A 13698-nucleotide genomic window follows, 5' to 3' on the forward strand; every position below is an offset into this window, starting at 1 on the left:
GCATGCAGGACGAACCGACCCCGGTCGAGCTGACCAAGTCAGTCGCCGATTTCCTCCGGAGCGACATCACGCCGCTGATCTCCGGCCATCAGGCCTTCAAGTTGCGCGTCGCCATCAACATCCTCGACCTCGTCACGCGGCAGCTGACGCAGGAGCAGGGGAGCGATGCGAAAGAGGTGGAGCGGCTGCGTGCACTGCTTGGCATTGACGGCTCGGTGACGGATCTCAACCGGGTGCTGGCCGAGCGCATCGCCAGGGGCGAGCTCGACCTCGCAACGCCGGGCTTCGCCGAGCATCTGTGGGCGACGACGATGGACAAGCTCGCGGTGGACCAGCCGAACTACGCCTCTTACAAGCGCGAGCTGGAGCGAGGCGGGTAGGCCTATCCCATCGTCGTCCCGGCGAGGGCCGGGACCCATACCGCGTGATCTATCGGTTGTGAGCGGTATGAGTACCGAACGACGAGTCTTCGCCAAACCTCTTCCTGTGGCTATGGGTCCCGGCCTTCGCCGGGACGACTCGGGGAGGAAGTTGCGCACGACTTTCCGCGGTGCGCGCTGCTGCCCTACGCCGCGCGACTCCCTACTTCCCCACCCATTTCGGCGGACGCTTCTCCGAAAACGCCTTCGGGCCCTCGATGTAGTCCTGCGAGGCCACCATCGCCTTCACCGCCGGATATTCCCGCTGCTCCTCGATCGCCTGCTCCAGCGAGACGGCGAGGCCCTTCTGGATGGCCTGCTTCGAGGCCCGGATCGACATCGGTGAGTTCTTGGTGATCATCTCCGCCCAGCGTAGCGCGGCCGTCAGTGCCTCGCCCTGCGGCACCACTTCGTTGACGAAGCCGAGCTCGAGCCCTTCCTTGGCGCTGACATGACGCGCGGTCAGGATCATGCCCATGGCGCGCTTGAGGCCGATCTGCCGCGGCAGCCGGTGCAGGCCGCCGGCGAGCGCGGCGAGCCCAACACGCGGCTCGGGCAGGGCGAAGGTGGCGTTTTCCGAGGCGATGATCAGGTCGCAGGCGAGCGCGATCTCGAAGCCGCCGCCCATCGCGACACCATTCACAGCGGCAATGATCGGCTTGTCGCAGTCGAAGCGCGCAGTGAGGCCGGCAAAGCCGCCCTTGTCCCAGCCGCGTTTTCCCCCGGCCGCCTGCCACTTCAGATCGTTGCCGGCGCAGAACGCCTTGTCGCCGGCGCCGGTGACGATCGCGACCCATTGCTCGGCATCGGCCGAGAAATCGTCGAACACCTTCTGGAGCTCGAAATGCGCGTCGGTGTGCAGCGCATTGTAGACCTCGGGCCGCGACAGCGTGACGATCGTGATCGGTCCCTTGCGCTCCACCTTGGAAAATTTCAGCTCCATCGCTCGCTCCCGCATTTTCTCCTGAAGGAATATTGCCGGCATACTAGCGCGCGCGAGCGCCGGAGCACCATCGAATTGCGCGGGCGCGCCTTGCGTGGCTGGCACGTCTCGGCTTGCTTGACACGCGCGTGCTCTTCTCACCTTAATCGTGCGAAGCAAAGCGCGGTTAGCGCCTTAACGCAAAACGAAAAAATCATCCGGGAGAGAATCGTGGATTTCTCATTACCAACAGATCTCGTCGCCTATCTCGGAGAGCTCGATCGTTTCATCGAACGCGAGATCAAGCCGCTGGAAGCGGCCGACGACAACATCCGTTTCTTCGACCATCGCCGCGAATGGGCGCGCACCGATTTCGAGAATGGCGGCCTGCCGCGCCATGAGTGGGAGGCGCTGCTGCGCAAGGCCAAGGATCTCGCGGACGCCGCCGGTCACCTGCGCTTTCCAGTGCCGAAGCAGTATGGCGGCAAGGACGGCTCCAACCTCTGGATGGCGGTGATCCGTGAGCATTTTGCCGCCAAGGGCCTCGGGCTGCACAACGACCTTCAGAACGAGCATTCCATCGTCGGCAATTTCCCTGTTGTCACCATGCTCGACCGCTACGGCCGCGATGACCAGAAGGCGATGATCGACGGCTCGATCAAGGGCAAGTACCGCATCACCTTTGGCCTCACCGAGCCGCATCATGGCTCCGACGCGACCCACATGGAAACGCGCGCGGTGCCGGCGACCCGCGACAACGTCAAGGGCTGGATCATCAACGGCGAGAAGATGTGGACGACCGGCATGCATGTCGCCACCCACTGCGCGCTGTTCGCGCGCACCTCGGGCAATGACGGCGATGCGCGCGGCATCACCTGCTTCCTGGTGCCGGCCAAGAGCCACGGCGTCAGGATCGAGGAGTACATGTGGACTTTCAACATGCCGACCGATCATCCCCGCGTCAGCTTCACCGACGTGTTCGTGCCCGAGGACGCGTTGTTCGGCGAGGTCGGCCGCGGCCTGTCGCTGGCGCAATGCTTCGTGCACCAGAACCGGATCCGGCAGGCCGCGAGTTCGCTCGGCGCCGCCGTCTACTGCATCAACGAAAGCGTCAGATATGCGCGCGAGCGCAAGCCGTTCGGCAAGGCGCTCGCCGAGAACCAGGCGATCCAGTTCCCGCTGGTCGAGCTCGCGACGCAAGCCGAGATGCTGCGTCTGTTGATCCGCAAGACCGCCTGGGAGATGGACCGGCTCACCGAGGAACAGATCGAGCGCACCCTCTCCGACCGCGTCTCGATGTGCAACTACTGGGCAAACCGCCTCTGCTGCGAATCCGCCGACCGCGCCATGCAGGTCCACGGTGGCATGGGCTACTCACGCCACAAGCCGTTCGAGCACATCTACCGCCACCATCGGCGCTACCGCATTACGGAAGGCAGCGAGGAGATCCAGATGCGCAAAGTGGCCGGGTTCCTGTTCGGGTATATGGGGCCGGGGAAGCATTAGGTCGCCGCGGCGCTCTCTCCCCGAGTCGTCCTGGCGAAAGCCAGGACCCATTACCCCAGGGAGAAGTCGTGACGTGAGATGGCAACCGCGAGTCTTCGCCAAACTCCTCCCTGTGGTAATGGGTCCTGGATCAGCGCTCCGCTTCGCTATGCTTGTCCAGGACGACGTGAGACCCCCAATGTCGTCCCGGCGAAGGCCGGGACCCATAACCACGAAACGCAATTTGGCGAAGACAGGTCATTGCCGATCTTCGCCAAATCGAATTCGGTGGGTATGGGTCCCGGCCTTCGCCGGGACGACGATGTGGATAGGGCAGGCCTAATTCACCCTTCTATCCTTCCCCGCCCAATACGGCTCGCGCAGCTGCCGCCGCAGGATCTTGCCGCTCGGATTGCGCGGCAGCGCCGGCAGGAACTCCACGCTCTTCGGCGTCTTGAACCCGGCGATGCGCTCGCGGGTAAAGTTGATGATGTCGGTGGCGCTCGCCTGCTTGCCGGGCTTCATGACCACCACCGCCTTCACCGCCTCGCCCCATTTGTCGTCGGGCACGCCGATCACGGCAGCTTCCGCGACGTCGGGGTGATCGCACAGCGCGCTCTCCACTTCGGCCGGATAGATGTTCTCGCCCCCGGAGATGATCATGTCCTTGATGCGGTCGTGGATATAGAGGTAGCCGTCCTCGTCCATGTAGCCGGCATCGCCCGTGCGCAGCCAGCCGTCGCCGCGCAGCGTCGACGCGGTTGCTTCCGGCAGGTTCCAGTAGCCGGCCATGTTGGAGCCCGAGCGCGTCGCGATCTCGCCGACCTGGCGCGGCGGCAGCGGCTTGCCGTCCGCGTCCAGGATTGCGAGCTCGACACCGGGCAGCGCCTTGCCGGCCGAACGCATCCGCTCCAACCCCTCGACGTGATCTTCCGGCGGCAGCGCGACGATGGTGCCTGTCGTCTCGGTCATGCCGTACATCTGCACGAAGCCGCATTTGAAGACCTCGATGCACTCTTTCAGCAGCGCTGCCGGGATCGGCGAGGCGCCATACAGCATGTATTTCAGCCGCGAGAAATCGACCGTCCTGGCGCGAGGCTGCCGCACGACGAACTGCATCGCCGCCGGCACCATGAACAGTTTTGTGATTCCGGACTGCTCGAAGAAATCCAGAACCTTGGTCGGATCGAACTCGCGCGCGATTACGCCGCGGGCGCCGTGATAGAGTCCCATGACGCCCCAGCCGGAGCCGCCGATGTGGAAGATCGGCATCGCGACCAGCGACACGTCGTCGGTCGACCACCGGTTCCACTCCGGCTTGTCTTCGGCATTACCGGTCTGCACGAGATTGAGGAAGTTCGCATGCGACAGCATCGCACCCTTCGGCTTGCCCGTTGTGCCTGAGGTGTAGAGCTGGATCGCGATGTCCTTCGTGTCGATCGGCACCTTTGGATCGTCGCCGCTTTGCGCATCCCGCCAGGCCGTAAAATCCTGCCATTCCGGCGCGCCGCCTTCGGTGGTGATGATCGTGCGCACGCCGGGCAGCTTGTCCTTGATCTGCGAGACCAGTGTGAGGAACTCCGGTCCCACGAACAGCACCGGCGCCCTGCAGTCGCCAACGATGAAGGCGACCTCGGGCCCGGCAAGCCGCCAGTTCACCGGCGCCATCACCACGCCGGCCTTCATCGCGCCCATCAGCAGCTCGAAATAGAGGTCGCTGTTCTTGCCGAGATAGGCGATGCGCTCGCCCTTCTTCACGCCCATCGCCAGAAGCGCGTTGGCGACCTGATTGGTCTTCACGTCGAATTCGGCAAAGCTGGTGACGCGGCCCTCGAACTCATAGGCGGTGGCATTGCCGCGGCTCGCCGCGCGCTCGCGCACCATGTCGGCGAGATTCGCCAATGGCTGTGTGGACATGTTCCTCCCGTGGCGTCTTGTTTTTATGCCTGGGAGTGTGGCGTCATCCGCGCGTGAAGACAAGATGGGAGCCACGCTGTCGTCCCGGCGAAGGCCGGGACCCATAACCACTGAACGCAATTTGGTGAAGACTGGTCATGACCAATCTTCGCCAAACTGGATTCGGTGGCTATGGGTCCCGGCCTTCGCCGGGACGACGACGGAATGTGGAGCGGCGTCTTCAAGCCTCTCGTTACAAGGAGATCACCCCCGCTTCGCCCGGTCCTTCTCGTTCTGGGCCATGATGCTCTCGCGCGCGGTCTTCCAGTCGTCGTCGCTCCAGTCGCGGAGCTGGTAGAAATTGCCGCCCATCGCGAGCGCCTGGGCGCCGTCCATGGCGATGGTCTCGCCGGAGATCCAGTCGCAGCCGCCGGAGATCAGGAACACGGCGACGTTCTGCAATTCCTCCATGGTGCCGACACGGCCCATCGGGTTCATCGCCTTGGTGCGCGCGCCGGCTTCGTCGCCCGGCTTGATGCGCTTGCTCATGCCCTCGGTCGGGATCTCGCCGGGCGCGATGGTGTTGAGGCGGATGCCGTATCTGCCCCATTCGGTCGCAAGCGACATCGTCATGGCGTGGATCGCCGACTTGCTCATCGCCGACGGCACCACATAGGGCGAGCCGTTGCGCACCCAGGTGGTGGTGATCGAGACGACGTTGCCCGGCTGCTTCAAGGCGATCCAGCGCTTGCCGACCGCGTGCGTGACGTAGAACGTGCCGTGCATGACGATATTGGCGACGGCGTCGAACCCGCGCGGCGACAGCTCCTCGGTGCGCGAGATGAAATTGCCGGCGGCGTTGTTGATGAGGTCGGTGAGGGGCGCTTCGCGAAAGATGTTTTCGACCATCTCCTCGACCGCGAGCGCGTTGCGGATGTCGACGCCGTGGCTGGTGACGCGTCCGCCATGGAGATCCATCAGTTCGGTTGCGGTCTCGTCGCACACGATCTTGCGCCGGCCGCAGATGTGCACGTCGGCGCCGAGCTGGAGGAAGCGCGCCGCCATCGACTTGCCGAGTCCGGTGCCACCACCGGTGACAAGGATGTTCCTGCCGGCCAGAAGATTTTCCTTGAACATGGCTGTTTCTCCCGTACGGATTGTCAGTTAATTGGTCGATTGACTAAATCCGGCCGCTGGCTTCCTGTAAAGCGGCACTGAACAAGAACAGGGGAGAATTCATCCATGGAAGAGCGCGTCTCGATCTCGATCTCGGAAGGCGTCGCCGACGTGCGCCTGGTGCGCGCCGACAAGATGAACGCGCTCGATCAGGCCATGTTCGAGGCCCTTGTTGCCGCAACCGACCGGCTTTCGAAGGAAAAAGGCGTGCGTGTCGTCGTGCTCTCGGGCGAGGGCCGCGCCTTCTGCGCCGGTCTCGATATGGGGCGTTTTGCCGCCATGAAGGAGAAGGGCGGCAACGGAATTCCGGGTGGCGAAAATCGCGACCTCACCAAGCGGACGCATGGTCAGGCGAACTTCCCGCAACAGGCGGTGTGGGGCTGGCGACAGCTTCCGGTTCCCGTGATCGCGGCCGTGCACGGCGTTGCCTTCGGTGGCGGCTTCCAGCTCTCGCTCGGTGCCGACATGCGCTTCCTCTCCCCCGATGCGCGGATGTCGGTGATGGAGATCAAATGGGGCCTCGTGCCTGATATGGCGGGCACGCCGATCCTGGCCAGTCTCGTGCGCGACGACATCCTGCGCGATCTCACCTACACCGGCCGCATCTTCTCCGCGCAGGAGGCGATGACTTATGGCCTCGCCACGCGCATCTGCGACGATCCGCGCGCCGCAGCGCTCGACGTCGCGCGCGAGATCGCCGGCAAGAGCCCCGACGCGATCCGTGCCGCCAAGCGTCTGCTCAACAATCTCTCGGTCGATCCGGGCCCGGCGCTGCTTGCCGAGTCGGTCGAGCAGCAGAAGCTGATCGGCAGCGCGAACCAGACCGAGGCGGTGCGCGCCAATCTCGAAAAGCGCGCGCCGAGGTTTGCGGATTAGCGACTTGTCATTCCGGGATGCGCCGTAGGCGCAGGCCGGAATCCATCGAGCCGCATTGTCTGCGGTGAAATGGATTCCGGGTTCGATGCTTCGCATCGCCCCGGAATGACGAGCTGAGTGGTGTCCAAGTTTCTCAACCCGACGAAAGATCGGACAACAACAAATGAGCGAAACGTCAAAGTTCCTCGGCATCGTCTCCGGCGAGCGCCGCCGTGCCCACGCCGAAGTCGCTGACCGTGCCGACCGCATCGCGAGTGGCCTCAGCAAGATCGGCGTCCGCCAAGGCGATTGCGTCTGCATGCTGATGCGCAACGACATAGCCTTCCTCGAGTCCGCCTACGCCGCGATGCGGCTCGGGGCCTATGGCGTACCGATCAACTGGCACTTCAAGCCGGAGGAGATCAACTACATCCTTGGCGATACCGGCACGTCCGTCCTGATCGGTCATGCCGACATGCTGCACGCCCTGCGCGATGCGATTCCCAAGGGCGTCACCGTGCTCAGCGTGCCGACGCCGCCGGAGATCCTGTCCAGTTACAAGATCGATCCGGATCATCTGGCGCCCCCGAATTTCGCGATCGAATTCGAGACATGGCTCGCGCAGCATCAGCCTTATGACGGCCCAATCGTGCCGCAGCCGATGAACATGATCTACACGTCGGGCACGACCGGCCACCCCAAGGGCGTACGGCGCAATGCGCCGACGCCGGAGCAAGCGGCTGCCGGCGAGCGCATGCGCGCGATGATCTACGGTCTGAAGCCCGGCGCTCGCGCGCTTTTGCCGGGCCCGCTTTATCATTCCGCGCCGAACTCGTTCGGCATCCGCGCCGGCAAGCTCGGCGGCGCGCTGGTGCTGATGCCGCGCTTCGAGGCGGAAGAGTTTCTGGAGCTGATCGAGCGCTACAAAATCGACACCATCTTCATGGTGCCGACCATGTTCATTCGCCTGATGAAGTTGCCGGAACAGGTGCGCAAGAAGTACGACGTCTCCTCGCTGCGTCATATCATCCACGCGGCAGCGCCTTGCCCGGCCGGTGTCAAGCGCGCCATGATCGAGTGGTGGGGGCCGGTGATCTACGAATTCTACGGCTCGACCGAATCCAGCGCCGTCACCTTCGCGACCTCGGAGGATGCGTTGAGCAAGCCCGGCACGGTCGGCAAGATCTCGCCCGGCGCCGAGCTGCGCTTCATCGGCGAGGACGGCCGCGTGCTGGGCGTGGGCGAGATCGGCGAGATCTATTCCCGCATGGCCGAACTGGCCGATTTCACTTACCACAACAAGCCGGAGAAGCGCGCCGAGATCGACCGCGACGGCTTCGTCACCTCCGGCGATGTCGGCTATATCGACGAAGACGGCTACGTCTTCATCTGCGATCGCAAGCGCGACATGGTGATCTCGGGCGGCGTCAACATCTATCCGGCCGAGATCGAATCCGTGCTGCACGCCGTGCCCGGCGTGCATGATTGCGCCGTGTTCGGCATCCCCGACGCCGAGTTCGGCGAGGCGCTGATGGCCGTGGTCGAGCCGCAAGCCGGCGTCACGCTCGAGGCCGCCGATGTCCGCGCGCGGCTGAAGACCTCGCTCGCCGACTACAAGGTGCCCAAGCACATCGAGATCCGCTCCGGGCTGCCGCGCGAAGACTCCGGCAAGATCTTCAAGCGCCGCCTGCGCGATCCATATTGGGAGCAGGCGGGCCGGAAGATCTGACAGTGCGTAGCTCGGGTGAGCGAAGCGATACCCGGGACGGTGAGAGTAAAGTCCCGGATGTCGCTTCGCTCATCCGGGCTACAAAAGGTGGGGACTTCCATGAGCGACGCAGCAGGCGCAGACAAGACGCAAGAAGTCCTCTACGAGGTCGCCGACCATATCGCGACCATCACGTTGAATGCGCCGGAGCGCATGAACACGATCTCCGGGCCGATGCTGAACGATCTGGCGCGGCTGCTAACCGAGGCCAATGAGGACAAGAACGTTCGCGTCGTGATCCTCACCGGCAAGGGGCGGGCATTCTGCGCGGGTCTCGATTTGCGCAAGGAGCGCGACGGCAATGGCCTCAGCGCGGCGTCCTCGCCGACCACCATCAACCTGCGCAACACGCCGCCAACGGTTTTGCAGGCGATGGACAAGCCGACCATCTGCGCCGTCAACGGCGGCGCCGCCGGCTACGGCATGGACACCGCGCTCGGCTGCGACATCCGCATCATGGCGGAATCCGCAAAACTCGCGGCCGCCTTCGTCAAGCGCGGCGTGGTGCCGGAGTCCGGCGGCACCTGGCTGCTGCCGCGCATGCTCGGCTGGGCCAAGGCCTCCGAGCTGATCTTTACGGGCCGAACGCTGAGCGCACGCGAGTGCCTGGAATGGGGCCTTGCCAACGAGGTCGTGCCGGACGCCGACTTGATGAGCCGCGCCACTGCGATTGCCCGCGAAATCGCAGCCAACGCGCCGCTCGCGGTGCAGGCCTCCAAGCGCATGATGCGGATGGGCCTCAACGAAAACTTCTCCGACCACGTCCACCACGTCTATCTTCAGCTCCTGCCGCTATTTAAGACGCAGGACATGGCCGAGGGCATGAAGGCCTTCATGGAGAAGCGCGCGCCGAAATTCGAGGGGCGGTAGCGGTCGTTTGTAGCCCGGATGGAGCGAAGCGTATTCCGGGGCCTTTCGAGGCCGCTGGAATCCCGGATTGCGCAGCGCTCCATCCGGGCTACGCGTCTCGCATGACGCTGCGCGACCTCGGCGGTCGTGCTATACAGACGGGGACATTAACTTCCGGATCATGCCATGGCTCCCGTCTCCATCCTGCTCAACATCCTCTGGATCCTCATCGGCGGCGCCTGGATGGCGTTCGGCTGGCTGGTCGCCGCGGTCATCATGGCCGTGACCATCGTCGGCCTGCCCTGGGCGCGAGCGGCGTTCAACATCGCCGTCTATACGCTGCTGCCGTTCGGCTCGCGGGCGGTCAACCGCTACGACGTCACGGGTGTCGAGGATATCGGCACCGGGCCGCTCGGGGTGATCGGCAACATCATCTGGTTCGTGCTGGCCGGCTGGTGGCTGGCGCTCGGCCACCTCGTGACCGCGCTGGTCCTCGCGATCACCATCATCGGCATCCCCTTCGCCTGGGCCCATCTCAAACTTGCTGGCATTGCGCTCTGGCCGATCGGGAAGGTGATCGTGCCGGCCTAGCGCCAGTCCCGGTCCCAAGCCCGTAGGATGGGTAGAGCGCCAGCGAAACCCATCATCCGTCCACCGATGCCGAAGCAGGATGGGTTTCGCAAGGGCTCTACCCATCCTGCGGGCTCCATACACAATCCTCGCGTTGCCCGACGGGCAAAACACGCCACATGCGGGTCAAGGGCGCGCCTTCCAAATATTCTGATTGACCGAATTCGTAACTTCGGTTAAACCGCAAGACATCCCGGCCGCCAAAGGGGCGTTTCGCGATCGTCACGATACGCAGGCCGGGATGCGATGGACGCGGCAGCGCCGGCGCGTGACGGGATGGCAGGGCGGGCGAACCCCGTGAGCCATCGCGATCCGCGGGATCGACACGGCGCGGTCACAGCGTTTCTTTTCGGCTTCGGGGGCGAGCACGCGCGAGCTTTCGAACGCTTGGGGGAGGGACGTCCGCGGACGGCAAAAGCGTGTGGTCCTGACGCCCGGGGTCTGTGCGTCAAGGCTTGCGGTGGTGTGAGCTGCCCGACCGGGTGCGCGCATCGATCATCCGCAAGGCGACGGGGGCAATAGTGCATCGCTCCCCGGGGAGAGCGCGCCATAAGCCGTAAAACCATTGCGCAGGGAAGGCCGGATGTCCCGGCATCACCTGTGGTCACCCCGCGTGCGTTTCTCGCGTGCGGACCCTGGGTGCCAGCCGGCACCCGGCCTTCCCTGCGCCCTTTCTTCTCGATGAGGGCGAAACGGACAACAAAGCTCGGGCGCCAGCGCCGCGAGGCCGAGGAGCTGTGCGCGCGCCGCTCTGGAAACCATTCCGCGACGGTCAGCGATGTTGCCGCGCCGCCACCAAGTTCATCTTGCACTGCGGCAGAAAAATATCGCACACTCGGCTGAGCCGGGCAGTCAAGCGAGCTCGAACCAGGGGAGCGAGCCATGTCCCTCCAGACATTACCATCCGACGCCGCCGATCAACGCCCCAATCGCCCGGAGGACGTCCAGGCGCTGGAGGCGGACGCCCGGCTGCGGGACGACATTCGCCTGCTCGGACGCATCCTGGGCGACACGGTGCGGGACCAGGAGGGCGCCGACTTGTTCGACCTGGTCGAGCGCATCCGCCAGACCTCGATCCGGTTCCACCGCGACGAGGACCGGATCGCCCGCCGCGAGCTCGAGCAGATCCTCGACAGCATGTCGACCTCCGAGACGGTGCGGATCGTCCGTGCCTTCAGCTATTTCTCCCATCTCGCCAACATTGCCGAGGACCAGAACAACATCCGCCAGATGCGCGCCCGTACCGCAGCCAAGAACGGCGGCTCCGGCGTGCTGGCGGACACGCTGGCCCATGCCAAGGCCGCGGGCATCGGCCCCGATGCCCTGCGCAACTTCTTCAAGACCGCGCTCGTCAGCCCGGTCCTGACCGCGCATCCGACCGAGGTCCGCCGCAAGAGCACCATGGATCGCGAGATGGAGGTCGCTAGCCTGCTCGACCGCCGCGAGCGTGTGGCGCTGACTGAAGACGAGGCCGCCGCCAGCGACGAGCAGCTCCGCCGCGAGGTGCTGACGCTTTGGCAGACCAATCTCTTGCGCCGGACCAAGCTCACCGTGCTCGACGAGGTCGCCAACGGCCTGTCCTTCTATGACTACACCTTCCTGCGCGAGGTGCCGCGGCTGGTCAACGTGCTGGAGGACCGGCTGGAGGAGGGCGGCGAGCAGGCGGCCAGCGAACTCGCCTCGTTCCTGCGCATGGGCAGCTGGATCGGCGGCGACCGCGACGGCAATCCCTTTGTCACCGCCGACGTGATGCGCGGCACGCTGCGGCTGCAGTCGAGCCGGGTGATGCAGTTCTATCTGAACGAGCTGCACGTGCTCGGCGCCGAGCTGTCGATCGCGGCCCATCTCGCCGACGTCTCCGAGGAGCTGCGCACGCTGGCGGAGCGCTCGCCCGACACCTCGCCGCACCGGAGCGGCGAGCCGTATCGCCTCGCGGTCTCCGGCATCTATGCGCGACTGACGGCGACGGCCGAAGCGCTCGAGGTCGAGATCACGCGCCGGCCGGTCGGCAAGGGCAGGCCTTACGAGAGCGTCAAGGAGTTGCAGGCCGATCTCGACGTGCTGCACCGCTCGCTGATCTCCAACAACGCCCGCGTCATCGCCCGCGGCCGGCTGCGGCTGTTGCGCCGCGCGGTGGACTGCTTCGGCTTCCATCTGGCGCGGCTCGACATCCGCCAGAACTCGGCGGTGCATGAACGCACCATCGCCGAGCTGATGGACGCCGCCAACCCCGGCATGTCCTATCTTGCGCTCGGCGAGGACGCGCGTATCTCGCTGCTCACCAACGAACTGCGCTCGACGCGCGCGCTGGTGTCCCCGTTCGTCAAGTACAGCGACGAGACCATGGGCGAGCTCAACGTCTTCCATGCCGCAGCGGAGGCGCATGCGAAGTTCGGCTCGGACGCGATCCCCCAATGCATCATCTCGATGTGCAAGGGCATGTCCGACATGCTCGAGGTCGCGGTGCTGCTGAAAGAGGTGGGCCTCGTCCATCCCTCCGGGCGCAGCGCCATCAACGTCGTGCCGCTGTTCGAGACCATCGAGGATTTGCAGGCGTCAAGCGGCATCATGGATCGCATGCTGTCGCTGCACGATTACCGCCGCCTGGTCGACAGCCGCGGCAGCGTGCAGGAGGTCATGCTCGGCTATTCCGACAGCAACAAGGATGGCGGCTTCGTCACCTCGGGCTGGGAGCTCTACAAGGCCGAGATCAACCTCGTCGACGTGTTCGAGCGCCACCACGTGCGCCTGCGCCTGTTCCACGGCCGCGGCGGCTCGGTCGGCCGCGGCGGCGGGCCGAGCTACGACGCCATCATCGCGCAGCCCGGCGGCGCGGTGAACGGCCAGATCCGCATCACCGAGCAGGGCGAGATCATCTCGTCGAAATATTCCAACGCCGAAGTCGGGCGCAACAATCTGGAGATCCTGGCCGCCGCGACGCTGGAGGCAAGCCTCTTGCATCCACGCCAGAGCGCGCCGCGCCGCGAATACCTGACCGCGATGGACGAGCTCTCAAGTCTCGCCTTCAAGGCCTATCGCGGCCTCGTCTACGAGACCGACGGTTTCGTCGATTACTTCTGGGCCTCGACCGTCATCAACGAGATCGCGACGCTGAACATCGGCAGCCGACCGGCCTCGCGCAAGAAGACCCGCGCGATCGAGGACCTTCGCGCCATTCCCTGGGTGTTTTCCTGGGCGCAGTGCCGCCTGATGCTGCCGGGCTGGTACGGCTTTGGCAGCGCGGTCGAGCAATGGATCGCCGAGCATCCCGACAAGGGCATGCCGTTCCTCAAGGAGCTCTACAAGGAATGGCCGTTCTTCCGCATGCTCTTGTCGAACATGGACATGGTGCTCGCCAAGAGCTCGATCGCGATCGCCTCGCGCTATGCCGAGCTGGTGCCGGATGAAGCCTTGCGCGAAAAAATCTTCGGCCGCATCCGCCGCGAATGGCATTCCTGTATCGAGACGCTGCTGGACATCATGGGCCAGGACCGGCTGCTGCAGGGCAACCCGCTGCTCGAACGCTCGGTGCGCCACCGCTTTCCCTATCTCGACCCGCTCAACCACGTGCAGGTCGAGCTCTTGAAGGAGCACCGCGCGCAGAACCCGGACGAGCAGGTGCTGCGCGGGATCCAGCTCACGATCAACGGCATCTCGGCGGGGTTGCGGAATACGGGTTGAGGAATAGCGAAGTGGCG

At 64.8% G+C, this 13698-nt stretch carries 10 protein-coding genes; 7 read left to right on the forward strand and 3 right to left on the reverse strand.

Annotated elements, in window-relative coordinates; genetic code table 11:
* Positions 1 to 2: 2 nt before the first annotated feature.
* Positions 3 to 380, forward strand: a complete 378-nt coding sequence (locus A3M7_RS0111330; protein WP_027544043.1) for a DUF6285 domain-containing protein — start codon at positions 3 to 5, stop codon at positions 378 to 380.
* A 202-nt stretch (positions 381 to 582) separates the two neighbouring features.
* Here the strand turns inward: A3M7_RS0111330 and A3M7_RS0111335 are convergent, their stop codons facing one another.
* Positions 583 to 1362 (reverse strand): enoyl-CoA hydratase-related protein, encoded by a 780-nt coding sequence (locus A3M7_RS0111335; protein ID WP_027544044.1) that lies wholly within the window; start codon positions 1360 to 1362, stop codon positions 583 to 585.
* A 210-nt stretch (positions 1363 to 1572) separates the two neighbouring features.
* On the opposite strand from A3M7_RS0111335, the gene A3M7_RS0111340 reads away from it, so the two are divergent.
* Positions 1573 to 2847, forward strand: coding sequence for an acyl-CoA dehydrogenase family protein (locus tag A3M7_RS0111340; RefSeq protein WP_027544045.1), 1275 nt, complete (start codon positions 1573 to 1575; stop codon positions 2845 to 2847).
* A gap of 318 nt (positions 2848 to 3165) precedes the next feature.
* Here A3M7_RS0111340 and A3M7_RS0111345 read toward each other — a convergent pair whose 3' ends face one another.
* Together A3M7_RS0111345 and A3M7_RS0111350 are read right to left on the reverse strand one after the other, a co-directional pair.
* Complete coding sequence (locus A3M7_RS0111345) at positions 3166 to 4743, reverse strand: fatty acid--CoA ligase (RefSeq protein WP_027544046.1); 1578 nt, start codon at positions 4741 to 4743, stop codon at positions 3166 to 3168.
* Between the two features lie 243 nt (positions 4744 to 4986).
* Entirely contained in the window at positions 4987 to 5859 is an 873-nt protein-coding gene (locus tag A3M7_RS0111350; RefSeq protein WP_027544047.1) for an SDR family oxidoreductase, read from the reverse strand.
* 105 nt (positions 5860 to 5964) lie between these two features.
* Here A3M7_RS0111350 and A3M7_RS0111355 point away from each other — a divergent pair, with 105 nt between their 5' ends.
* From A3M7_RS0111355 to ppc, 5 genes are all read left to right on the forward strand, one after another.
* A complete protein-coding gene (locus tag A3M7_RS0111355) occupies positions 5965 to 6774 on the forward strand; it encodes a crotonase/enoyl-CoA hydratase family protein (protein WP_027544048.1) in 810 nt (269 codons plus the stop codon).
* 163 nt (positions 6775 to 6937) lie between these two features.
* On the forward strand, positions 6938 to 8482 hold the full coding sequence (locus tag A3M7_RS0111360; RefSeq protein WP_027544049.1) for an acyl-CoA synthetase: 1545 nt from the start codon (positions 6938 to 6940) through the stop codon (positions 8480 to 8482).
* Between the two features lie 99 nt (positions 8483 to 8581).
* Positions 8582 to 9391, forward strand: coding sequence for an enoyl-CoA hydratase/isomerase family protein (locus A3M7_RS0111365; RefSeq protein WP_027544050.1), 810 nt, complete (start codon positions 8582 to 8584; stop codon positions 9389 to 9391).
* A gap of 165 nt (positions 9392 to 9556) precedes the next feature.
* Positions 9557 to 9961, forward strand: a complete 405-nt coding sequence (locus A3M7_RS0111370; RefSeq protein ID WP_027544051.1) for a YccF domain-containing protein — start codon at positions 9557 to 9559, stop codon at positions 9959 to 9961.
* Between the two features lie 921 nt (positions 9962 to 10882).
* Positions 10883 to 13681: a phosphoenolpyruvate carboxylase gene (gene ppc / locus A3M7_RS0111375; RefSeq protein WP_027544052.1), complete on the forward strand. Its 2799-nt coding sequence runs from the start codon at positions 10883 to 10885 to the stop codon at positions 13679 to 13681.
* Positions 13682 to 13698: the final 17 nt, after the last annotated feature.

The sequence above is a fragment of the Bradyrhizobium sp. WSM2254 genome (assembly GCF_000472645.1).
Lineage (GTDB): Bacteria > Pseudomonadota > Alphaproteobacteria > Rhizobiales > Xanthobacteraceae > Bradyrhizobium > Bradyrhizobium niftali.

Coding starts and splice junctions, on each gene's coding strand:
- ppc (WP_027544052.1), top strand. CDS start 10,883: ATGTCCCTCCAGACATTACCATCCGACGCCGCCGATCAACGCCCCAAT.
- A3M7_RS0111355 (WP_027544048.1), top strand. CDS start 5,965: ATGGAAGAGCGCGTCTCGATCTCGATCTCGGAAGGCGTCGCCGACGTG.
- A3M7_RS0111345 (WP_027544046.1), bottom strand. CDS start 4,743: ATGTCCACACAGCCATTGGCGAATCTCGCCGACATGGTGCGCGAGCGC.
- A3M7_RS0111365 (WP_027544050.1), top strand. CDS start 8,582: ATGAGCGACGCAGCAGGCGCAGACAAGACGCAAGAAGTCCTCTACGAG.
- A3M7_RS0111360 (WP_027544049.1), top strand. CDS start 6,938: ATGAGCGAAACGTCAAAGTTCCTCGGCATCGTCTCCGGCGAGCGCCGC.
- A3M7_RS0111335 (WP_027544044.1), bottom strand. CDS start 1,362: ATGGAGCTGAAATTTTCCAAGGTGGAGCGCAAGGGACCGATCACGATC.
- A3M7_RS0111370 (WP_027544051.1), top strand. CDS start 9,557: ATGGCTCCCGTCTCCATCCTGCTCAACATCCTCTGGATCCTCATCGGC.
- A3M7_RS0111330 (WP_027544043.1), top strand. CDS start 3: ATGCAGGACGAACCGACCCCGGTCGAGCTGACCAAGTCAGTCGCCGAT.
- A3M7_RS0111350 (WP_027544047.1), bottom strand. CDS start 5,859: ATGTTCAAGGAAAATCTTCTGGCCGGCAGGAACATCCTTGTCACCGGT.